Genomic DNA, 23,029 nt, shown 5'->3' on the forward strand with positions numbered 1-23,029 from the left:
CCGTCAGCGCCCGAATTAAGCGCATTTATCGGGTTTGCTCCGCCATTCGTTTTGGCGGGGGGCGACTAGAATCCTCCTGAAGCATTGTTTCAGGCGCCTGCTTGCTTAGAGCAGGACACCCATCACCCTCCCGTCTTTACGATTGCATGGCAGAGGAAAGCGACCTCGAGAAAACCGAACCCGCCTCACCCCGGCGCCTGGAAAAGGCGCGCGAGGAAGGCCAGGTTGTGCGTTCGCGCGAGCTCAACACCTTTTTGTTGTTGGCAACGGGCGTGGCGGTGCTGTGGTTCACCGGCGCGCACATGTATCAGGGACTGACCGGTATCCTGCGCTCGGGGCTGTGGTTTGACCTTAGGGTGGGGCACGATACCAATGTCATGCTCGCCGTTGCGACGGGCTCGGCGCTGCAAGGCATACGCGTCCTGGCGCCCCTGTTTGTGCTGCTGGCCATCGTGGCTGTTCTGGCTTCGGCCTTGCTGGGCGGTTTCATGTTTTCAACCAAAGCGCTCGAACCCAAGATCGAGCGCCTGAACCCCATCAAGGGCGTGGGCCGGATGTTCTCGGCCCAGACCTTGGTAGAGCTGCTCAAGACCCTGGCCAAGGCGGCGGTGATCGGCACGGTCGCGGTGCTGGTCATTTCACACTACCGCGACCGGATGATTTCGCTGATGCACGCGACGCCGTCCGAGGCGCTGACCACGGGTATCGGGCTGGTAGCTCTGTGCTGCGCCCTGATTGTGGCGGGTTTATTCCTGATCGTGGCCATCGATGCGCCCTGGCAGATCTACAGCCACTACAAGAAAATGCGGATGTCCAAACAGGACGTCAAGCAGGAACACAAGGAAAGCGAGGGCGACCCTCATGTCAAAGGTCGTATCCGGCAGCAGCAGCGGGCTATGGCGCGGCGGCGCATGATGGCCGAGGTGCCCAACGCCGATGTCATCGTGACCAACCCCACGCACTACGCCGTGGCCCTGGCCTACAAAGAAGGAGAGGGCGGGGCGCCGCGGGTTGTCGCCAAGGGGTCGGGCCTGGTCGCGGCGCGCGTACGCGAAATCGGGCAGGAGCACAAAGTGCCCCTGCTGAGCGCGCCGCCCCTGGCGCGCGCGCTGTATCACAATGTCGAGCTGGGCCGGGAGATTCCGGCCGAGTTGTATTCGGCCGTGGCCGAAGTGCTGGCGTGGGTGTTCCAACTGCGCAGCTGGAATAGGGGGACGGGGGCCGAGCCCAGGCAGCCTGCCCACTTGGATGTCCCGCCAGGGTTGGATCCCCAGGCTAACGACGGGCTTGCCGCACACGCATCATGAATAGTTTTCTCGCTTTACTCAAAGACAACAGCGCTGCGCATGCCCGCCTGATGGCCGGGCCAGTGCTGATCGTCATGGTTCTGGCCATGATGATCCTGCCGCTGCCGCCGTTTATTCTTGATTTGCTGTTCACCTTCAATATCTCGCTGGCGGTGATGATATTGCTGGTGGCCATGTTCACCAAGAAGCCGCTCGACTTCGCCGCCTTCCCGGCGGTCTTGCTGTTCGCCACTTTGCTGCGCCTGGCGCTGAATGTGGCCTCTACACGCGTGGTCCTGATGCACGGCCATAAAGGCCCTGATGCCGCAGGGCAGGTCATCGAGGCTTTCGGCCACTTCCTGGTGGGCGGCAATTTTGCCGTGGGTATCGTGGTGTTCGTGATCCTGGTCATCATCAACTTCATGGTGATCACGAAGGGCGCGGGCCGTATCGCGGAAGTAGGCGCGCGCTTTACCCTGGACGCCATGCCCGGCAAGCAGATGGCCATCGATGCCGACCTGAATGCCGGCCTGGTGGGCGAGGACGAGGCGCGCCGCCGCCGGATGGAAGTCGCCCAGGAGGCCGAGTTCTACGGGTCGATGGATGGCGCCAGCAAGTTTGTGCGCGGCGATGCCGTGGCCGGCCTGCTGATTATGATCATCAACGTCGTGGGCGGCCTGATTATCGGGGTGGCGCAGCACGATCTGAGTTTCGGCGAGGCGGGGCGCGTGTATACCTTGCTGACCATTGGCGATGGGCTGGTCGCGCAAATTCCCGCCCTGGTCATTTCCACCGCCGCGGGTGTCGTGGTGTCGCGTGTGGCCACCGACCAGGATGTGGGCCAGCAAATGGTCAGCCAGTTGTTTGCCAACCCGAATGTCCTGTTCATTACCGCGGCCATCGTCGGCATCATGGGACTTATTCCCAATATGCCGCATCTGGCCTTTCTTTCCCTGGCGGCGGCGATGGCGGGCGGCGGCTGGCTGATGCTCAAACGCCAGAAGGCCGAGGAATTGCTGCAGGCCGAAGAGCCCCGCAAGACCCAGGCCGCGGTCGAAGCGGCTGCCGCCGAAGCCAGTTGGGACGACGTTGCGCTGGTCGATCCGCTGGGCCTGGAAGTAGGCTACCGCCTGATTTCCCTGGTGGACCACGCACAGAGCGGCGAATTGCTGCACCGCATTCGCAGCCTGCGCAAGAAGTTCGCGCAGGATGTCGGCTTTTTGCCCCCGGTCGTCCATATCCGCGACAACCTTGAACTCAAGCCCAATGATTACCGCATCCTGCTGTCCGGGGTAGAGGTGGGCCGCGGGTCGGCCACCCCGGGGCAGTGGCTGGCCATTGACCCGGGCGGCGTCACCATGAAGCTGCCCGGCACCGCCACCACCGATCCGGCCTTCGGCCTGCCCGCCGTCTGGATCGACGTTTCCCTGAGGGAGCAGGCGCAGATCGCCGGCTATACCGTGGTCGACGCCGGCACGGTCATTGCCACCCATCTGAACCACCTGATGCACCGCCATGGCGCGCAGTTGCTGGGCCGCCAGGAAGTTCAGCAACTGCTCGATCATATTGGCCGCGAAGCGCCCAAGCTGGTCGAAGACCTGGTGCCCAAGACCGTCAGCCTTACGCTGCTGCAAAAGCTGCTGCGCGGCTTGCTGGACGAAGAAGTGCCGATTCGCGATGTGCGCAGCATTATCGAAACACTGGCCGACCATGCGCCGCGTCTTGCGGCGCTCAACCCCAACGGCACCGGGCCCGACGCCGGCGAGCTGCTGGCGCTCACGCGGGTGGCGCTGGGCCGGGCGATTACACAGCAGTGGTTCCCCAACGAAGGCGAATTGCGCGTCATTGGCCTGGATCCGCGGCTGGAACGCGTCCTGACCCAGGCCCTGACCACCAGCGGGGCGCTGGAGCCGGGCCTGGCCGAAAACGTGCTGGCCGAAGCCCAGCGGACCGTCCAGCTCCAGGAAACCAATGGCGATGCTACAGTACTCGTTGTGCCGCCGGTCTTGCGCCCCTCGTTATCGCGCTTTCTGCGGCATCATTTCCCGCAACTCGGCGTGCTTTCCAATGCGGAAATCCCCGATGAGCGCATCTTGAAAATTACCGCTGTGATAGGTGGGAGCGCAGGTTGAACATAAGTCGTTTTTTTGGCAGCACTAACCGCGAGGCGTTGCGGCAAGTGAGGCTGGCGCTGGGCCCGGACGCCATGATCGTGTCCAACCGGCGCGTCAATGGCGGGGTCGAGATTCTGGCCACCGATCCTACATCGGTGCCGGCCGATGCTGCCCCGGGGCAGGCCCAGGCCGCCGTGCCGCCGCAGGTCCAGCCCCAAGCGCCCGCTTATGGCGCGCGCGCGCCGGCGCCGGACGCGCGCGTCGAAGTCATGAGCGCCATCGGCGAAATGCGCGGCGCGCTGGAAAGCCGCATTGATGAGCTGTTGTGGGGCAACCAGCTGCGGCGGGCGCCGCAGGCCGTTTCGCTGTTCCAGACCTTGCTGGGTTTCGGCTTCAGCACGGCCTTGCTGCGCGCCATGCTCAAGCGCCTGCCCGAGCAGCTTTCCGCCAAGGCGGCATTCCAGTGGGCGCGCAACGAGCTGGTCACCCACCTGCCGGTTCTGGACAATGAAGACGCTTTGTGGACGCAAGGCCTGGCGCTGGCCCTGGTCGGACCGACCGGCGTGGGCAAAACCACGACCATTGCCAAGCTGGCTGCCCGATGCGTGCGGCGCACCGGCCCAGACGGCCTGGTCTTGCTGACGACGGATACCTACCGCATCGGCGCGCACGAGCAATTGAAGATATACGGCCAGATGCTCCGGGTGCCTGTGCATGTTGTCCAGGATGTCAACGAGCTGCGCCAGGTCATGCAGGGGATACGCCCGGACCAGACCATACTGATCGACAACGTGGGCATCAGCCAGCGCGATCGTTATATTGCCGATCAGGCGGCCATGCTGGCCGGGGCCGGCCGCCCCGTCCAGCGCCTGCTGGTGCTCAATGCTTCCAGCCATGGCGATACACTCGATGAGGTGGCGCGCAGCTATGCCAATGACGGCGGTTCGCCGCTGAAAGGCTGCATTATCACCAAGATCGACGAGGCCAGCCGGCTGGGCGCTGCGCTGGACACGGCGATCCGGTATCAGTTGCCCATCCATTATGTGTCGAACGGCCAGAAGGTGCCCGAGAATCTGGTGTTTCTGCAGGCGGCCGAGCTGGTCGACCAGGCGCTGGTGCACAATCAACAGGCGCGTGCGCTGTATGCGCCGACCGAAGCCGATTTTGCCGCCCTGATGTCGCTGAGCAAAGCGCCGGAAGACGATGCCGGCGCCGCCGCGGCCGCGCGCCGCCGCGAACGTTTGCTGCCCGGCCTGCTGTCCATGGCCGGCACGGTTGCGCCGGATCTGTCTATGGACGACCTGCACGCCGCTTGCGCCCACATCGATGACCAGGTGTCCGTATCCGAGGCCTACGACCTGTGGCGCAGCCGCACTGCCGGGCCCGATGCCGCTACGCTGGACAGTTACATCCGGCATATGGCGCGGGTGGCCCAGGGCGCCGCGTCGGAGCAGGGCAGTGCCCGGGTGCTTGCCGTGCACGATCAGGTCGGCATCAAGTCGCTGGCCGGCAATCGCGGGCAATTGCGCGCCACGTTGCTGCTGGGTGGACAGGGCCAGGCGTACAGCACAGTCATGCAGCAACTGAGTTTTGCCGACGGATGGCAGTCGTCCTGCGGCGCCGCGGCCCAGGCCTCGCCCAGCGCAGCCGATGCCGTGCACCATCAGGTTCAATGGCTGTTGCAGCATCACGGGCAACTGCCCCTGGTGCATTTGCTGGAAGGCGGCACCCAGGCGCTGTGGCGGCGGATCAACACGCTGGGGGTCGACTGGCTGGCGCAATGCACCGGCACGACCCGTGTCCATGCCGATGCCTGCCCGACCACGGCGGGCGCCGTGGCCAAGACATTGCGCCACAGCCCCATCAGTTTGCCCGGCTGCCTGCCGGTGCTGGGTGAAATGGCGGGATTGCCCGCCGGCGACCTGGTCTTGTGGGTTGCCGCTCAGCATGTGGAGCTGGTTATGCGCCAGCAGCCCAATCTTACTGTCACGCTGGTTTCAGTGCGTCTTGTCAATCGTCAGGACGGCGCCACGGTCAAAACCCTGTACGGCCTGAGCAATATGGCGGAGCCGGCGGCCAGCGCCGACCTGTTGGGCGCTTGGCTGGTCATTCGCGCTGAAGCGCGGCAGTGCATACGCTATGCAGCCCGCATCTGGGAAGGCCTGCCTGCGGGCGGCGGCGTAGACGATCTGCAAAAGAAAGCCCTGGCTTCGGTGCAAGCGGGTCTGGCGGCATGGCAACTGAAGCAGGGCGCCGATGCCGCAGTCGCCAGAACGGTGGCGGCGAGCCTGGTGGGCAAGCGCGACCTGCCCGCGCTCACGGCAGCGCCGGCCTTGTTAAAGCTGTTCGCCCTGAAAGAGATGGTTGAGTAAAGCGAAAGGCGGCCTGGCATGCCGCCGGACCGCGATCAGCCCGCTTTGATGTTCTTGGTCTGGCCCTTGGAACCGGGCTTGCTGCGGCCGCTGGCGTCGTACAGATTGCCGACGCTGACCAGGTTGCGCAAGGTTTCCAGCGCTTGCTGGTTATGGGCAAGAAACGTGTCGATGATAATGCCGTTGGAGGCATTCAGTTCGCTGGCCTGCCGGGCTTTGTCGAGCAGGTCCGCGCACAGCGCTTGCAGCCTGGGGTGGTCGTCGGCCAGTGCATCGAAGCCGGCTTGGTCGGCGCTGTAGCCCAGTGTGGTCAGCAATGCCTGGCGCTGTTCGCCAATGGCGGCAAGCTGGTCGGCATAGTGGTTCTTCGCGGACGTGCTTTCCGCCAGGGCCTGATCGTCTCCGGGTTCAGTCAGGACGCGCGCCTCGGTTTCCAGCGCGGCAATGAATTCCTGAACCAGGCTTTTTTCCTGTTCAAGCACGGTCTGCAGACGATCAAGCGCGTGAGGCATGGGAGTAGGGGTTTCTTATTTCAATAAATCGCGAACGCTGGCCAACAGGCCATCGGCGATACGGCTAGGGTCGATCTTGAGCTGCCCCGATGCCAGTGCGTCGCGGATTTCCTGGACGCGCGCCACGTTGATGTCGTTGTCGGCATCTTGCAAATTGGCCAGATGACGGGCGGCGGGACTCAGGTCGACCGCGCTCTTGCCGGCGGCCGAGGTGGAATTGGATACGCCTGCGCCGTTCACGCCGTCAGCTCGCGTGCCGGCGACATTGCCGGTTGCGGGGCTTTTTACAGGGGGTGAGCTGATTTTCAAGGCGATCTCCGGATACTGGCAAATAAGTTTACTGTGTCGTCTGGATTCTTTTACGGCCAATAAGGGCAGAACTTTAGGCGTATTGTTTGCTTTTACCCAATTTTACCCGGCAACGTGCTTTGTTACATAAAGACCTGGACCGTATTGGCGTTCAGGACGGTGCCGCTGACGATCTGCCCCGAACTGGAGCGTATCTGGATTTGGGCGCCCGGCGCGCCGCTTTGCAGGGCCTGGCCTTCGCCGGTGGCCACAAAGCCGGTGCCCCGGGCTTCGGTGCGCACGGTCTGGCCGCGCTGGATGGAATCGGGATTGCGCAAGGCGCTTGATTTAATGGGCCCGCCAACAGGAATCCGTTGCGCCGCAATGTAACCGATGGCCTGGCTGGGATCGAAAACAACACCCCGCGCCATGCGCAAGATGTCGCCTTCGCGTGCGCTCATGTCGTCCAGCGAAAGGGTGTCGCCCGCCTGGATCGCGCGATTGGCCACATAGTAGTGGCCCTGGATGCTCAGATTGGCCTGCACATAGCTGGTCCAGGCCTGCGGCGCCATGCAGCGCACCCCCACCGTGATACGGGCACGCAGGCGCTGGCCGCTGGGGAAGAAAGCCTGCAGTGCATCGCAAGCGGCCTGATTGGTAATGCGGGGCGTTTCGACACTGATCTGTGCTGCGCCGGGGTAGCTGCTGGCCTGCCCTTGCAGGAAGGCTTCGACTTCAGCGGCGACTTCGGCGGGGTCTTGCATCCCGGCCGCTGTTTGCGACCCGGCGGCAGGCGCCGGAGCCAGGCAGATAGACGCGGCGGTCAGCAAGGAAAGGAATGAGAACTTAGGCATAAACGCATTCTATAGAAGGCGCTGGCGCCGCAATGCGGGAATTGGCTGACAATTAGTGGCTTATTTCGTTCTTTATGAAATGCCTGCTCACATTACCATGCTGATATGTAAGCGAACTGTATTCATTTTTTGCAGTTCGGCGCCGTCTGGGGCGGATCTATTTTTAGGGTGAGTGGCGAATGATCGACCGAATCAGTGACGATTTGAGTTTTTATCAAAAGGCTATCGATTTGCGGCAGCAGCGGCAGGAAGTGTTGGCGGCCAACATTGCCAACGCCGATACCCCCAATTACAAAGCGCGCGATTTTGATTTTACCTCGGCACTGAAACAAGCCATGGGCGGCGAGGGCAGCATGCGCTTGCCCAACACCCAACTGGCGCTGACCTCGTCCCGCCATATCCCGGCCAAGGCCATGGCTGCCGATCCCGCCGAACTGCTGTATCGCCAACCCTTGCAGCCCAGCCTTGACGGCAACACCGTCGATATGGATGTCGAACGTGTGGCGTTTGCCGACAACACCTTCCGCTATCAGACCGACCTGACTGTGGTCTCGGCCCGCATCAAGGGCCTGATCGCGGCAATGCAGCAATAGAAGCCGTTCAGCGCGTAAACAGGAACAAGCATGTCTTCAACCAGTATCTTCCAGATTGCGGGCTCGGCCCTGACGGCGCAGTCGCAGCGCATGAACGTCACGGCCAGCAATATCGCCAACGCCGACAGTGTGGCCGGCCCCGACGGCCAGCCCTATCGCGCCCGGCAAGTCGTGTTCCAGATGGCGCCTGTGCCTGGCCAAGCTTATGCGCAGTCGGTGGGCGGCGTCAATGTGTCGGCCGTGCTGGAAAGCGCCGCCCCGCCGCGCATGCAGTACGACCCCAAGAACCCGCTGGCCAACGAAGACGGCTATGTCACGCTGCCCAATGTCGACGTGGTGGCTGAAACGGTCAACATGATCTCGGCCTCGCGTTCGTACCAGGCCAATGTGGAAGTCATCAACACGGCCAAGAACCTGATGATGCGCACGTTAACCATCGGCCAGTAGGCTGTATGGCATCGCTAAATTTTTCGGAGCTACAAAGTGTCTACAGTAACTAATCCGACCGACAGCTCATCCGCGGCCATGGCGGCGGCCAATGCCAACACCAACAACCTGATGGGCGACACGCAGGACCGTTTCCTGACCCTGCTGGTCACCCAGTTGCAGAACCAGGACCCGCTCAATCCGATGGACAATGCGCAGGTCACTTCGCAAATTGCCCAGCTCTCCACCGTCAACGGCATCAACCAGCTGAACAATACGCTGCTTGCGCTGTCCGGCCAGATGGATGTGTCGCAGTCCATGCAGGCGGCCAATCTGATCGGCAAAGACGTGCTGGTGCCGGGCAGCAAGGTGTCGCTGGGCGGCGAAACCGGCGCCAAGGTGGCTACCCCCTTTGGCGTGGACCTGATTTCCCCGGCGGCCAAAGTCACCGTGTCCATCCTTGACGGCTCCGGCAAGGCGGTCAGGCAGATCGAACTCGATCCCCAGCCTGCCGGTGTGTTTTCGGTGGAGTGGGACGGCAAGGGCGATGGCGGCGCCGAAATGCCCAATGGCGCCTACACCGTGCAGGTCACCGCATCCGACGCGGAAGGCCAGCCGGTGTCGGTTGGGCCGCTGACCTACGGCAAGGTGGCCAGCGTGGCGTATTCATCCACCGGTTTGCAGCTGGACCTTGGCCTGGCCGGCAAGCATTCGCTGCTGGATATTCGGAAGATCATGTAGTTTTGCGGCAAGCTTCGCGGTGGCGCTGCGGCGCGCCGCATCACTCATAAATAGTTAAATTCAACGAGGTAAATCATGGGTTTCGGACAAGGTTTAAGCGGCTTGAACGCTGCAGCGCAGAATCTGGACGTTATCGGCAACAACATCGCCAACTCCGGCACGGTGGGCTTCAAGGCCGGCTCGGCGACGTTCGCCGATGTCTACGCCAGCTCGCGCGTGGGCCTGGGCGTACAGGTGGCCAGCATCAATCAGCGTTTCACCATCGGCAACGTCTCCGGCACCGGCAACCAGTTCGACATGGCCATCGACGGGGCCAAGGGCCTGTTCCGGGTGCTGGACCAGAGCGGCAGCGTGCTCTATACCCGCAACGGCCAGTTTTTCCCCAATAAAGACGGCTACCTGGTCAACGCCCAGGGCCATCGCCTGACCGGTTACGAAGACGGCGGCACCAATATCGTGCCCATCCGCGTCCCCTCGGGCAACATCGCGCCGGCGGCCACCAGCACAGTGACCACCAAGGCCAACCTGAACGCGAATGCGCCCTTGGCGGGCGGGCAGGTGCTGGAAGAAGAGGGCGTGGTGGTACTGGGTGGTACGACCTACACTTTTACGGGCAACTGGTCTGCGCCTGTCTGGACTGGCGCTACGCCTCCAGACGGTAACTATACGACGGGCGCTGATAACGTCCCTGTCACCATAGCGGCGGGCGTTCCCGACACCGCTACGCTTCCCGAAGGCGGTGGCAACAGCGATTACATCGCCCCCGTGGCCGCGGCGCCTTTCGACCCCGCCGACCCCACCAGCTACTCGCCGTCGCACAGCCTGCCCATCAACATCTACGATTCCCTGGGCAACTCGCATCAACTGATCCAGTATTTCGCGAAGCGCGAGTCGACGACCCCGGGTGTCAGCGAGTGGGACGTCTACTATCGCCTGGACGGCGCCGAACTGCCGGCCCCCTATAACGATGCCAGCGCGGGCACGCGCCGCATGACCTTCGACGACGGCGGCCGCCTGACCAATCCGACGGCGCCTATCGCCATCAACATTCCCGGCATAGGCGGCGTGAACTCGCCGGCTCAAACCCTGAGCTTCACCCTGGACTACGCCAACTCGACCCAGTTTGGCGGCGATTTCAACAGCACCTTCGGCCAGAACGGCTACGCCACGGGCGAGTATGCCAGCATGTCGGTCGCTGCCGACGGTTCCATTGTGGCCAGCTATACCAACGGGGAAACCCGGGCCAACGGCACGCTGGTGCTGGCCGACTTTGCCAACCTGCAGGGCCTGCAGCCGGTGGGCGGCAACGCCTGGGCCGAAACCTCGGCCTCCGGCCAGCCCATATTGGGCCGCCCGGGCTCCAACGGCATGGCGCAGATCAAGGGCCAGGCGGTCGAGGATTCCAACGTGGACATGAGCCAGGAACTGGTCAACATGATTATTGCGCAGCGCACCTACCAGGCCAATGCGCAAACCATCAAAACCCAGGATCAGGTGCTGCAAACCCTGATCAACATGCGCTAAGCAGGCATTCATGGACCGCATCATTTACACCGCCGCGGGCGGCGCCGCGCGGGTGCTCGAGCAGCAGGCCATCATCAGCAACAACATGGCCAATGTCAGCACCACGGGGTTCCGCGAGCAGATGGCCATCCACCGTTCTGTACCGGTGGTGGGCCAGCCGGGCATGCCCACGCGCGTGTCCTCGGTCACCATGACCCCGGGCAGCTATATGGGACAGGGCGCCATGGTCGAAACCGGCCATGCCCTGGACGCCGCCATCACGGGCGACGGCTGGTTCAGCGTGCAGACGCCCCAGGGCGAAGCCTATACGCGGGCGGGGGAATTCGCGGTCAATGAACAGAACCTGCTGGTGACCCAGCAGGGCCTGCCCGTCCTGTCGGCCGATGGCGCACCGGTCGAGATCCCCGAGCGCGGCTCGGTGACCTTTACCGGCGATGGGCAGATCAGCGCCCTGGGCGCGGGTGACAACCCCAACGACATTCAACTGATCGGGCAATTGAAGCTGGTCAATCCGCCGGCCGAGAACATGGTGCGCGGCGATGACGGCCTGTTCCGGGTCGCGGGCGGGCAGGCGGCGCAAGCCGATCCCGATGTGCGCCTGGTGCCGGGTTTCGTCGAGAAAAGCAATGTCAACGCCGCCGAAGCCATGGTGGGCATGATCGCCAATGCGCGCCGCTTTGAAATGCAGATGAAAGTCATCCAGGACGCCAGCTCCAATGCGGAACGCGCCAACTCAATTTTGTCGACCAATTAAAGGCTAAGGCCGGTACGTAGCGCAGGCGCGGCCTGCGCGTCAAGGAAAGAATATGATTCGTTCACTGTGGATTGCAAAAACCGGTCTGGAATCGCAACAGACCAATATGGATGTGATTTCCAATAACCTGGCCAACGTCAACACGTCGGGCTTCAAGCGCAGCCGCGCCGTATTCGAAGACCTGATGTACCAGACCATCCGCCAGCCGGGCGCCCAGGTGGGCGCCGCCAACCAGTTGCCGTCGGGCCTGCAGGTGGGTACCGGCGTGCGCACGGTGGCAACGGAACGCATCCACTCCCAGGGCGACCTGAAAGACACCGGCAACTCGATGGATATCGCCATTCAGGGCAAGGGCTTCCTGCAGGTCGAAATGCCTGACGGCACCTTTGCCTATACGCGTGACGGCAGCCTGCAGGTGGACCAGAACGGCCAGTTGGTCACCGCCGGCGGCTATCCCATCCAGCCGCCCATCAACATTCCCGACAACGCACTGACGATCACCATCGCGCGCGACGGCACCGTCTCGGTGACCCAGCCGGGCGCAACCGGCACCAACGTTGAAATCGGACAATTGCAGCTAAGCACCTTCATCAACCCGACAGGCCTGCAAAGCGCGGGTGAAAACCTGTACGTGGAAACCGATGCGTCCGGCCCCGCCAACTTCGCCCAGCCGGGCCTGGACGGCGCCGGCCTGGTGTTGCAGCAGTACACCGAAACCTCCAACGTGAACGTGGCCGAAGAGCTGGTGAACATGATCACCACCCAGCGCGCCTACGAAATGAATAGCAAGGCTATTCAGACCTCCGACCAGATGCTGGCGCGCCTGACCCAACTGTAATAATGCTTAAACGTCTTAGCCATTGCCTGTTGTATGCCGTTGTGGCGGTGTTGTCCGGCTGCGCGCTGGTGCCGCCCGAGCCGGTCGTGACCGGCCCGTTGACGGCGGCGCCGCCATTGCCGCCCGCGCCCAGCGCGCTGGCGAACGGGTCGATCTACCAGCCCACTGCCTACGGCAACTACCCCTTGTTTGAAGACCGGCGTCCCCGCAACGTGGGCGATATCGTCACCGTCATCATCCAGGAAAAAACCAATGCGGCCAAGAACGTGCAGACCAGCACGGACCGCAGCGGAAGCGCTGGCTTCGACGTGGCTCTGGCGCCCGACATCCTGCCCTCGGGCCTGGGCGCCCGGCAGAATTTCGACATCGCGGGCAACAACGAGGCGCAGGGCAAGGGCTCCAGCCGCGCTGACAACACCTTCTCGGGCACACTCACGACCACCGTGGTGGGCGTGCTGCCCAATGGCAACCTGCAAATTGCGGGCGACAAGCAAATGGCCATCAACCGGGGCAGCGAGCATATCCGCTTTTCAGGCGTGGTGGACCCGCGTTCGGTCACGGGCTCGAATACGGTGCTGTCCACCCAGGTGGCTGATGCGCGCATCGAATTCCGCAGCAAGGGCGTCATGGATGAAGTGCAAACCATGGGCTGGCTGCAACGCTTCTTCCTGAATATTTCTCCGTTCTGACATGGTATCCGCTTTGATCTCTTTCCTTTTCAGCCCGTCCGGCCGCAAGGCCAGGCGGCTGGCCGCAGCTGCTTTATGCGGCTTGGCGCTGGCAGGCGCGGCGCAGGCCGAGCGAGTCAAGGACCTGGCTTCCATACAAGGCGTGCGTTCCAACCAATTGATCGGCTATGGCCTGGTCGTGGGGCTGGACGGCAGCGGCGATCAGGTCAGGCAAACGCCGTTCACTCAGCAAAGCCTGACCAACATGCTGTCGCAACTGGGCATCACGATTCCCCAGGGCACCAATATGCAGGTCAAGAATGTGGCGGCTGTCATGGTCACCGCCAGGCTGCCGTCTTTTGCGCGGCCCGGCCAGGCGGTGGACGTGGTGGTGTCGTCGATGGGCAACGCCAAGAGCCTGCGCGGCGGCACGCTGCTGATGACGCCGCTTAAAGGCGCCAATGGGCAGGTGTATGCGCTGGCCCAGGGCAACCTGCTGGTCGGCGGCGCGGGCGCCGAAGCCGGCGGTTCCAGCGTACAGGTCAACCAGTTGAACGGCGGTATTATTCCCAACGGCGCCATTGTCGAACGCGGCGTACCCACCGTCTATGCGCAGGACGGCATCATCAATCTGGAACTGAACAATACGGATTTCGGCACGGCGCAGAACATGGTGGCGGCCCTGAACCGCCAGTTTGGGCCGCAGACCGCGCAGGCGCTGGATGGCCGCGTCATCCAAGTGCGCGGCCCGCTGGACCCCGCCGCGCAAACCGCTTTTCTGTCGCAGGTGGAAAACCTGGATGTCGTTGTGCCGGCCGCCCGTGCCAAGGTGGTGATCAACGCACGCACGGGTTCCGTGGTCATGAATCGCACCGTCACGATAGACGAAGCCGCTATTGCCTACGGCAACCTGTCGGTGGTGATCAGCCGCGACACCCAGGTCAATCAGCCCGACACGCCTTTTGCGGGTGGCCAGACGGTCGTGACGCAAAACACCGAAATCGAAATGCGGTCCGATACGGGCAGCCTGACGCGGGTCAATACCAGCGCCAACCTGGCCGATGTCGTCAAGGCGCTGAATGCGCTGGGGGCCACACCGCAAGACTTGCTGTCCATTCTGCAGAATCTGAAGAGCGCCGGCGCCTTGCGTGCCGATCTGGAAATCATATAGGGCAAACCATGGCATTTGTTCAATATATTCCCCGGCCCAGTGCCAGCAGCCCGGTCTCGTCGCTGGATTTCAGCGGCCTGAACAGCCTGAAGCAGGGTGTGCGCGATGGGGCGAATGCGCCGCTGGAGGCGCAACAGAAAGTCGCCCAGCAATTCGAGGCGCTGTTCATCCAGCAAATGCTGAAACAGGCACGCCAGGCGTCGATTCCATCCATGCTCGACAGCCAGCAGACGCGCCTGGCGCAGAGCATGGGCGACGAACAGATGTCGATGCAACTGGCGGAGTCGGGTATTGGCCTGGCGCAGGCCTTGCTGGATCAAATCCAGCGCGGCCAGGGCGATGCCGGTCCCAAACTGCCCAGCCAGGCCACGCCGCCCGAACTGGCGTCTTCGCGCCTGCCCGGCCTGCGTTCGCGCATTGGCGACGAGCGTGCGCAAGATGCGCCCTCGATTTCAGACCTGATCTCCCTGCTGACCAAGCATCCGGCCGCCGATCGCATCTATTCAGCCATCAAGGGCGCCCCGGGACACATACAGAATTTTGTCGGAAGAATGTCCGATGCCGCCCAGCACGCGGCGGCCCAGAGCGGCGTGCCGGCCAAGTTGATCCTGAGCCAGGCCGCGCTGGAGTCGGGCTGGGGACGGCGCGAAATCCTGCGTGAAGACGGCAGCACCAGTTTCAATCTGTTCGGCATCAAGGCCAGCCCCAACTGGAAGGGCGAGGTGGTCCATGTTATGACGACCGAGTATGAAGACGGCGTCGCCCGCAAAGTGGAGCAGCCCTTTCGCGCTTATGGTTCCTATGCCGAATCGTTTGCCGATTACGCACGGCTGATCAGCCAGAACAAACGCTATAGCCAGGTGCTGGAAGCCTCGTCGGCCGAAGATGCCGCCCATCGCATTCAAGCCGCCGGCTATGCCACGGATCCGGCCTACGCCGACAAGCTCATTTCCATCATGGGCTATTTCGACAGCGGAAGCGCAGCGCGGCGGGGTTAGTTTTGGGGCCGACCAAGGCTAAACCTTTCGGGTTTCCGGCCGTTAATGCAGTACGTAGTCTTTAAATACAGACGGGTGCGCGCCGCGCCCGGCTGACTGAAAGCGGAATCCTTCATGAATTTAGCGAAACTGGGTCTTACAGGTATATCGGTCGCGCAGAACCGTCTGCAGGCGGCGGGCCACAACATCAACAACGCCGCCACCGAAGGCTATAACCGCCAAACGGTCCTGTCGGCGACCGCGGGCGCGACCGCTACCTACGCAGGGTACATTGGCCGGGGCGTTCAGGCCGTCACGGTTCAGCGGGCATATGACGGTTTTCTGTTTCGCCAACTGGTGAACGCACAAAGCACGGGTGCATCCATTGCGACCTATGGCTCGGAAATCACCCAGATCAACAACCTGTTTGCCGATCGTACGGTAGGCATTACGCCGGCCCTGCAGAAGTTCTTCGACGGCGTCCAGGCCGTGGCCACGGCGCCCGCCGATAGCGCGGCCCGCCAGGAGCTGCTGGGCAGGGCGTCCAGCCTGGTGGGACAGATCAACGATGCCAACGCCTTCCTGGACGGCCAGCGCGGCAACATCAATACGCAGATCACCACCGTGGTCACCCAGATCAACAGCTATGTCGAGCGTGTGCGCGACCTGAATGCGCAGATCACCACTGCGCGCGCCACCGCATCGGGCCACGAGCCCAACGACTTGCTGGATCAGCGCGACCAGTTAGTGTCGGAGCTGAGCCAGTTGGTCGGCGTGAACGTGGTGGAACAGGATGGCAAGTTCAACCTCACCATGGGCAATGGTCAGGTGCTGCTGGGCGGCGACACGGTGTATCCGCTGCATGCCCAGCCCTCGGCCGACGATCCCTCTCGCACGGCCGTGTTTGCCAGTGTGCCAGGCGGCGCCAAAGGCGCCATCGTCAAGGTCGAGCTGGATGAGCGCCGGATTACAGGCGGTACCTTGGGTGGCTTGCTCGATTACCGGCAAGAAGCGCTGGATTCGGTGCAGAACGATTTGGGCCGCATGGCGGCAGCCCTGGCCGTGGCCTTCAACGACATCCATCGCACGGGCGCCGATCTGAATCAGAACGCCGGCGGTGATTTCTTCCGCCTGGGCGATATCAAGTCCATGCCGGGCGCCAAGAACGCAGGCAGCGCCGTGCTGAATGTACAGTTCGACGACGTCAATAAACTGACCAGCCAGGACTACCGCATCGAATACACGGCCTCGGGCTACACCGTGGCACGCCTGCCCGACGGCAAGCCTTTTGCCCTGCCGGCCGATGGCATTGTCGATGGCGTCAAGTTTGATGTAGGGACCGGCACCCCGGCGGTGGGCGATTCGTGGCTGGTGCAGCCGACGCGTTCCGCGGCGGCCGGCCTGTCGCTGATCATCGACGACCCCGCCAAGATTGCCGTCGCCGCGCCCAATACCGGCACCGCCAACGGCGATGTCGGGTTGAAGCTCGCCGAACTGCAAAACAGCAAAGTACTGGGCAATGGCTCCATGAGCTTGAACGAATCGTTTTCGCAGATCGTCAACAAAGTGGGTGTGCTGACACAGCAAAACGCCACGGAAGCCAAGGCGCAGGCCACCCTGATCCAGCAGAACTTCGCCGCGCAGCAAGCCGTATCGGGCGTGAACCTGAACGAAGAGTACGTCAATCTGGACCGCTATAACGAGCAGTTCCGCGCTGCCTCGCGCCTGATCGATATCAGCTCTACCTTGTTCGACACCTTATTGGGCCTGCGCAACTAGTTTTTATATTTTTGCCGGTTTTGTTCATTGATCTGGTTCGCCGCTTAATTTTTCAGGATGTACACCATGCGTATTAGTTCCACCTTGTTTTTCCAGACGGGACTCAATTCCATCAATGCCCAGCAGTCCGATCTGATGCATCTGTATCAGCAGATCGGCAGCGGCCGGCGCATGGTCACCCCGGCCGACGATCCGCTGGCGGCGGCGCAGGCCATCAATATCAGCCAGTCGCAATCGCTGAACAAACGCTACGCCGACAATCGCGCGGTGGCCAAGCAGAACCTGGGCATCGAAGACAACACGCTGTTCTCGGTCACGAACCTGCTGCAAGACATCAAGACGCGTCTGGTCGAAGCCGGCAACGGCACCATGTCGGATGCCGACCGCGCCACCTTGTCCAACGTCTTGGTGAACTCGCGCACTACCTTGCTGGGCCTGGCCAATGCCACTGATGGCAGCGGCCAGTATCTGTTTTCAGGCGCCAAGGGCGGCACGGCCGCCTTCCAGGATGTGAATGGCAAGATCGTCTACATGGGCGACCAGGGCCAGCGCAAGATACAAGCGGACCAAACCCGCCAGATTCCGGGCAGCGACGTCGGTACGGATATCTTCAATCGTGCGGCGCCGGGCACCAATAGCTATCTGAGCCGTGCCCTGGATACCAACACCGGTACCGGCATCATGAGCGGGCCGGAAATTACCGACCCCAACGGCGCGAATATCGGCAATGTCTTCAGCGTCGAGTTCACCAGCCCGACCGAATACACGGTACAAGTCACGGACGCCACTGGCGCGACCGTGCAGACGGTGACGGGCAATGCCTACGACCCAGCTTCGGGTTCGAAGTTGACGCTGCCGGGCGGCGTTCAGGTCAGCTTCTCGGGCGCCCCAGCCACTGGTGACACCTTCAAGATAGAGCCGGCCAGCGCGCCCGACCACGTGGGCACTGCCGACGCAGCCAACACAGGCGGCGCGACCATCTTCTCGCCCACGCTGTCGGACTATTCGATTTCCCGCCCGGGCGATGTCTACAGCATCGCGTTTACCGGACCAGACCAATACGAAGTGACGGTCAACAATACGATCACTGGAACGACCGAGACTTTCCCGCCGCAGACGTTTGTGCCTGGCCGCGAGAACACCTTGTCGCTGCCTTACGGCATGCAGGTCAAGATTTCGGGCAGCCCCGCGGCCGGCGATGCGTTCACCGTGCAGGCCGCCGACCAGAACGTCAAGACCGACCTGAACATTTTCAATACGCTGGACGACATCATCGCTGCGCTGGAAAACCCCATGGAAGGGGACCCGGCGGCGGTGGCCATGTTCCAGAATGTGCTGTCCACCGCCATTCAGCGTATCGACGTCAACTACAACAATGTCCTGACCGTGCGCGCTTCGGTGGGTACGCGGCTGAACGAACTGGACGCCATCGATGCAAATGGCAATCAGCGCGCGCTCAGCTACAGCGCCCAGTTGTCGGCGATGGAAGATGTCGATTACTACAGCACGTCCACGCAACTGACGCTGCGGACCGCAGCGCTGGAAGCCGCTTCGCTGGCTTTCCGCAAAATCCAGGCAACGAGCTTGTTCAATATGAAATAGCAACCATTCCATCGCTAGATCAAGCGTGCGCGCGAAGCAGCGCAGATGAAACCGACATCAGGCAAGCGAGGCCGGCAAAGTGTGCGTTTGAAATAGAAATGGAATAAGGCGGTGCTGTCGCCAGCCCGGGACAAGGCCGGAGACAGCGTCCTGATCCGACGAAGGTGTGAGAATAATTAATGAAGTTCAGTCAACTGAAACTCAAAACCAGCCTGACCATTGTGGTGCTTTTCCTCTCGGCGTTGACGCTGGCCGCGGTGGGGATCAGTTGGTATGGCCAGCAGCAGACCCGCGCCGAGCTCGACACCTTGATCGCGACGGGCGTGTCGGCCAATACCCATGTCAAGAATGCGTACGTGGATGCCTTGCTGGCGGTCAACCAGATCGATGCCGCCATCAAGGTGGACAACCCCCAGCAGCGCAGCCGCGAACTGGACGCCGCCGACAAATTGCTTGAAAGCTCCCGCAGCCGCCTGCAGCATTTTCTTGACGCTAATAATCTGAACGGCAGCAGCGGCGATGTCACCAAGCAGATTCTGCGCGAAACCTTTGCCTCGTATTGGGCGCAGGCCCGCGAGCTTGGGGCTTTAGCCAGCACACAGAATACCGCCGCCTATGAAGCGCTCAAGCGCGGCCAGGCCCGCAATGCGGCCCGAACCATTGATTCGGCATTCAACAAGTTCGATGCCTACGTACAGTCCAGCAATGAAACCGTGGTCGGCAGCATGGATAGCCGTTTCCTGCAGGCGCGCTACCTCTCGGCGGGCCTGGTGGCGTTGGCCTTGCTGCTGGCCCTTCTGGCCATTTTCACGATGTCGCGCACCGTGCTGCGGCCGCTCAAGCAGGCGAGTCTGCACTTCGATTACATGGCCGCGGGCGACTTGACGCATCGTATCGACGTGTCGTCGCGCAACGAAATCGGCGCCTTGCATGGGTCGCTCAAGCGCATGCAGGACAGCCTGGGCCGCATGGTGGGTGCGGTGCGCCTGGGCATGGAAGGGATACACAGCGGTTCGCAGCAGATCGCGGCGGGCAATACCGACCTGAGCGCGCGCACCGAGCAGCAGGCTGCCGCTTTGCAGCAAACGGCCGCCAGCATGGAGCAACTGGCCAGCACCGTCAAGCAAAATGCCGATAACGCGCGCCAGGCCAATCAACTTGCGGCTACCGCCTCTGATGTGGCGCAGCGCGGCGGCCAGGCGGTGGGCGAAGTAGTGTCCACCATGGAGGGCATTTCCGCCAGCTCGAACAAGATATCGGACATTGTGGGCGTGATCGACAGTATCGCGTTCCAGACAAACATTCTGGCGCTCAATGCCGCCGTTGAAGCCGCCAGGGCGGGTGAGCAGGGCAAGGGTTTTGCCGTTGTCGCCTCGGAAGTCCGTGCCTTGGCGCAGCGCAGCGCGCAGGCGGCCAGGGAAATCAAGGGCTTGATCGAAGACTCAGTCAAGCGGGTGGCCGAAGGCTCCGGCCAGGTCGAGCGGGCCGGCGCCACCATGCAGGAAATTGTCGACGCCGTCGCGCGCGTGACTGACATCATGGGCGAGATTTCCGCCGCCACCACCGAGCAGTCCTCGGGTATCGATCAAATCAATCATGCCGTCACGCAAATGGATTTGGTGACCCAGCAGAACGCGGTGCTGGTCGAGGAGGCGGCAACGTCGGCCGCCAGCCTGCGCGAGCAGGTGGTTAACGTGAACAACGCCGTGGCTGTTTTCAAGACGGCCGACAAGCAAGTGATCGATGTGGCCGCCAAGCAACTGCCGGCGGCAGCGGCGCGCCAACCCGCCGCCGGCCGCAAGCTTGCCGCGAACCCGCCTGCGCCTGAGACGGGCGCGCTGGAGCGTCCCCAGGCCGATCCAGCCAAGCGGGAAGCCGCGCCGCCAGCCCCCGCGCAGACGCCCGCGCAAACAGGCAAAGCCGCGACGCCGGCCAAGCCGTCCTACGTCATGAAGCCCGAGGCGGGCGCCAGCAAGCAGCCCACGATCAATGAAGATGACTGGGTGGAATTTTAATGAACTTCGTCTATACATTGTCGCGCCGCGCGCTATCCGTTCTGCTTCTGTCCCTGACCTGCCTGTTGGGGCTGTCGGCATGCAGCACCACAGGCAGCAGTTTTGATTCATCGGCGCTGCCGCTGATTGTGCCGGGCCACACCACGCTGGCCGAAGCCAGCGCCTTGTTTCATGCCGACCCCGTCGATGTCTACCGGCAGCTTGACGGCTCGGCTACGGCGCGTTGGGCCCACAAGGCCACCCTGGCCACCGACGCCGTGTATTTCAACCAGGAGCTCTGGCTGGCTTTCGGGCACGACGGCCGCTATCAGCGCATCGTCAAAAGCGTCAATATTCCCAGAGCGTACGAGTTTCCGGCGCAGCAGCCCATGCCGATGCAGTAGTCCCGCGTACCCGCGGCCGTTGTTTTTCAGCAGTTGATTTTTGTTCGCGTCCAGGCGCGGCCCATAACGCTATTCAGGTTCTATTATGTCCACTTCCTTACCCAATTCCGCCAACGGAAAGAAAAACAAAGCACAAAAGAAACGTAGCCGTTTCCGTCTTGCCGATGCCAAGGTCAGCACGATTCTGATGCTGGTGCTGGCGGTGTTCATGATGTTGATTCTTGCGGTAGGCGGGATGAGTGCCTGGTTCCTGCAAAGCGACCTGGAGCAGTTCGAGGCCGTGCAGCGGCAGAACAAGCGGGCCCAGAACGTTTACGACATGGGTTCCGACATGCTGACCGCCCGCGTCTCGTTGCTGGTGGCGGCCCGTTACCAGCAGGAAGCGGCCGCAGCGGAAGACGCCAAACTGCGTGAAAATTCATTGGCCATGCTGGGCGCGGCGAAGATGAAGCTGGACGAAGTCAAGACACAGTTCGACGAGTTCCGCAAAGAGATGCCTGAAACAGCCGAAGGCCGCCGCCTGGCGACGCGCATCATCAGCTCGTATCGCCCCTATGTGGACGACGGCATCGAGCCTATGGTGCAGGCGCTGGAAAGCAATGACTTCACCACCTTCTACTTTGTGAACAATGAATTCGGCATTGCACGTTCCGATGCCTTCCAGGAGTCGATCGAAGCGTATGTAAAGTACGTCGACGCTGTGCAGGAAGTCAGTTACAACGACGCGGTCAACAGCTTCAAGCAAGCGTTGACAGCCATCGGTATCGCGGTGCTGGTCGGCCTGTTGCTGATGCTGGTCATGCGTATTGTCTTTGGCCGGATTGTGGTCAAGAAACTGGTGGACGCCGGTGCGCATTTTGACCGGATCGCGGGCGGAGACCTGACGCAGCGTATCGAGGTGAAGTCGCGCAACGAGATCGGAGTGCTATACGAGGCGCTGCGCCGGATGCAGGAGAGCCTGACGCGCACGGTCAGCACGGTGCGCCACGGCGTGGAAGAGATCAACCTGGGCTCGCGCGAGATTTTCATGGGCAACACGGACTTGAGCAGCCGCACCGAGCAGCAGGCCGCATCCTTGCAGGAGACGGCGGCGAGCATGGAGCAGTTGGCCAGCACGGTGCGTCAGAACACGGATAACGCGACCGAGGCCGATACGCTGGCCAAGAGCGCCTCTGAGGTAGCGCAGCGCGGCGGTTCTGCGGTGTCAGCGGTGGTGAGCACGATGGACGAGATCGCCACGAGCTCGGGCAAGATGGTGGAGATTGTTGGGGTGATCGACGGGATTGCGTTCCAGACGAACATCCTGGCGCTGAATGCGGCGGTCGAGGCGGCGCGCGCGGGCGAGCAGGGCAAGGGTTTTGCGGTGGTGGCGGGCGAGGTGCGCTCGTTGGCGCAGCGCAGCGCGCAGGCGGCCAAGGAGATCAAGGTGTTGATCGAGGAGGCACAGCAGAAGGTGCAGTCGGGCGCCAAGCAGGCGGACCAGGCGGGCCAGATCATGCAAGAGGTGGTGGGTTCGGTGCATGGGGTGACGACGATCATGGGCGAGATTTCGTCGGCTTCGCGTGAGCAGTCGGACGGGATCGAGCAGGTGAACCAGGCGGTGACGCAGATGGACAGCGTGGTGCAGCAGAATGCGGCGCTGGTCGAGCAGGCGGCGGCAGCGGCCGGTTCCTTGCAGGATCAGGCGGCGCGCCTGGCCGAAGCGGTGGCGGTGTTCAAGATCAACGCCAACGAAGTCATCGATATGCCGGAGCCGTCCCTGGAAGTGGAAGGGCGCAAGGGGCTCAATGCTTTGGAGGGGGCTTATTCCTGAACGGGATAAGGTAACCATGCAGGTGAAGGCGCCCGTTTTTTAACGGGCGTTTTTTTGGCTGCTGGATGCGTGGTTTTTGCTGTTAAGGTGCAGCCCTGCGGGCTGCCTTGGGCTGGTTCCGGCACGGCGTGCTTGTTTCCGCATCTTCCTCGTTCGGCCGGGCGTCGGGCGAACTCACTCGCTGCGCTCGCTCAGACAGCGCCCGACGACAGCCCCCGGCCTGCCTTCGGAAGCCTGCGGCGCACGCCTAACCGCCGGCCCCAGCCCAAGGCAGCCCGCAGGGCTCGTCATCACCACGGATAAAACAGCAAAATACACA

20 protein-coding genes are annotated in these 23,029 nt (G+C 62.5%); 17 read left to right on the forward strand and 3 right to left on the reverse strand.

Annotated features, from left to right (window positions below; genetic code table 11):
- The first annotated feature begins 146 nt into the window (after positions 1 to 146).
- From flhB to flhF, 3 genes are read left to right on the forward strand one after another with little or no spacing between them, the layout of a single operon-like run.
- A complete protein-coding gene (flhB, locus tag RE432_RS11750) occupies positions 147 to 1,307 on the forward strand; it encodes a flagellar biosynthesis protein FlhB (RefSeq protein ID WP_310933598.1) in 1,161 nt (386 codons plus the stop codon).
- Positions 1,304 to 3,418, forward strand: coding sequence for a flagellar biosynthesis protein FlhA (flhA, locus tag RE432_RS11755; protein WP_310933599.1), 2,115 nt, complete (start codon positions 1,304 to 1,306; stop codon positions 3,416 to 3,418). The genes flhB and flhA overlap by 4 nt, the downstream gene beginning before the upstream one ends.
- Positions 3,419 to 3,465: 47 nt before the next feature.
- Positions 3,466 to 5,772, forward strand: coding sequence for a flagellar biosynthesis protein FlhF (gene flhF / locus RE432_RS11760; protein ID WP_409079846.1), 2,307 nt, complete (start codon positions 3,466 to 3,468; stop codon positions 5,770 to 5,772).
- Between the two features lie 35 nt (positions 5,773 to 5,807).
- On the opposite strand, the gene RE432_RS11765 is transcribed toward flhF, so the two are convergent.
- The 3 genes from RE432_RS11765 to flgA all read right to left on the reverse strand — a co-directional run bounded on the left by RE432_RS11765 (position 5,808) and on the right by flgA (position 7,426).
- Positions 5,808 to 6,284, reverse strand: coding sequence for a flagellar protein FlgN (locus RE432_RS11765; protein WP_310933601.1), 477 nt, complete (start codon positions 6,282 to 6,284; stop codon positions 5,808 to 5,810).
- Positions 6,285 to 6,299: 15 nt separating this feature from the next.
- Positions 6,300 to 6,593 carry a flagellar biosynthesis anti-sigma factor FlgM gene (gene flgM / locus RE432_RS11770; protein WP_310933602.1) on the reverse strand — a complete coding sequence of 98 codons (294 nt, stop codon included), beginning with the start codon at positions 6,591 to 6,593 and terminating at the stop codon, positions 6,300 to 6,302.
- Between the two features lie 122 nt (positions 6,594 to 6,715).
- On the reverse strand, positions 6,716 to 7,426 hold the full coding sequence (flgA, locus tag RE432_RS11775) for a flagellar basal body P-ring formation chaperone FlgA (protein ID WP_310933603.1): 711 nt from the start codon (positions 7,424 to 7,426) through the stop codon (positions 6,716 to 6,718).
- A gap of 179 nt (positions 7,427 to 7,605) precedes the next feature.
- Between flgA and flgB the strand changes: the two genes are divergently transcribed.
- From flgB to RE432_RS11845, 14 genes are all read left to right on the forward strand, one after another.
- Positions 7,606 to 8,019: a flagellar basal body rod protein FlgB gene (flgB, locus tag RE432_RS11780; RefSeq protein WP_310933604.1), complete on the forward strand. Its 414-nt coding sequence runs from the start codon at positions 7,606 to 7,608 to the stop codon at positions 8,017 to 8,019.
- 30 nt (positions 8,020 to 8,049) lie between these two features.
- Positions 8,050 to 8,466: a flagellar basal body rod protein FlgC gene (gene flgC / locus RE432_RS11785; RefSeq protein ID WP_310933605.1), complete on the forward strand. Its 417-nt coding sequence runs from the start codon at positions 8,050 to 8,052 to the stop codon at positions 8,464 to 8,466.
- Positions 8,467 to 8,502: 36 nt separating this feature from the next.
- A complete protein-coding gene (locus RE432_RS11790; protein ID WP_310933606.1) occupies positions 8,503 to 9,186 on the forward strand; it encodes a flagellar hook capping FlgD N-terminal domain-containing protein in 684 nt (227 codons plus the stop codon).
- Between the two features lie 75 nt (positions 9,187 to 9,261).
- Positions 9,262 to 10,710: a flagellar hook-basal body complex protein gene (locus RE432_RS11795; RefSeq protein WP_310933607.1), complete on the forward strand. Its 1,449-nt coding sequence runs from the start codon at positions 9,262 to 9,264 to the stop codon at positions 10,708 to 10,710.
- A 10-nt stretch (positions 10,711 to 10,720) separates the two neighbouring features.
- The gene (locus RE432_RS11800) at positions 10,721 to 11,464 is read left to right on the forward strand and encodes a flagellar basal body rod protein FlgF (RefSeq protein WP_310933608.1); all 744 of its coding nucleotides are present in this window, start codon (positions 10,721 to 10,723) and stop codon (positions 11,462 to 11,464) included.
- A gap of 52 nt (positions 11,465 to 11,516) precedes the next feature.
- Entirely contained in the window at positions 11,517 to 12,302 is a 786-nt protein-coding gene (flgG, locus tag RE432_RS11805; protein WP_310933609.1) for a flagellar basal-body rod protein FlgG, read from the forward strand.
- A gap of 2 nt (positions 12,303 to 12,304) precedes the next feature.
- A complete protein-coding gene (locus RE432_RS11810) occupies positions 12,305 to 12,991 on the forward strand; it encodes a flagellar basal body L-ring protein FlgH (protein WP_310933610.1) in 687 nt (228 codons plus the stop codon).
- Position 12,992: 1 nt separating this feature from the next.
- Positions 12,993 to 14,141, forward strand: a complete 1,149-nt coding sequence (locus tag RE432_RS11815; RefSeq protein WP_310933611.1) for a flagellar basal body P-ring protein FlgI — start codon at positions 12,993 to 12,995, stop codon at positions 14,139 to 14,141.
- 8 nt (positions 14,142 to 14,149) lie between these two features.
- Complete coding sequence (gene flgJ, locus RE432_RS11820; RefSeq protein WP_310933612.1) at positions 14,150 to 15,139, forward strand: flagellar assembly peptidoglycan hydrolase FlgJ; 990 nt, start codon at positions 14,150 to 14,152, stop codon at positions 15,137 to 15,139.
- Between the two features lie 114 nt (positions 15,140 to 15,253).
- Positions 15,254 to 16,897, forward strand: a complete 1,644-nt coding sequence (gene flgK / locus RE432_RS11825) for a flagellar hook-associated protein FlgK (RefSeq protein WP_310933613.1) — start codon at positions 15,254 to 15,256, stop codon at positions 16,895 to 16,897.
- Positions 16,898 to 16,963: 66 nt separating this feature from the next.
- Positions 16,964 to 18,499 (forward strand): flagellar hook-associated protein FlgL, encoded by a 1,536-nt coding sequence (gene flgL / locus RE432_RS11830; protein WP_310933614.1) that lies wholly within the window; start codon positions 16,964 to 16,966, stop codon positions 18,497 to 18,499.
- Positions 18,500 to 18,678: 179 nt separating this feature from the next.
- Positions 18,679 to 20,514, forward strand: a complete 1,836-nt coding sequence (locus RE432_RS11835; protein WP_310933615.1) for a methyl-accepting chemotaxis protein — start codon at positions 18,679 to 18,681, stop codon at positions 20,512 to 20,514.
- Positions 20,514 to 20,897, forward strand: coding sequence for a hypothetical protein (locus RE432_RS11840; protein WP_310933616.1), 384 nt, complete (start codon positions 20,514 to 20,516; stop codon positions 20,895 to 20,897). The genes RE432_RS11835 and RE432_RS11840 overlap by 1 nt, the downstream gene beginning before the upstream one ends.
- A gap of 85 nt (positions 20,898 to 20,982) precedes the next feature.
- Positions 20,983 to 22,710, forward strand: a complete 1,728-nt coding sequence (locus tag RE432_RS11845) for a methyl-accepting chemotaxis protein (protein WP_310933617.1) — start codon at positions 20,983 to 20,985, stop codon at positions 22,708 to 22,710.
- Positions 22,711 to 23,029 lie beyond the last annotated feature (319 nt).

This window comes from Pusillimonas sp. SM2304 (assembly GCF_031628915.1).
Lineage (GTDB): Bacteria > Pseudomonadota > Gammaproteobacteria > Burkholderiales > Burkholderiaceae_B > Pusillimonas_C.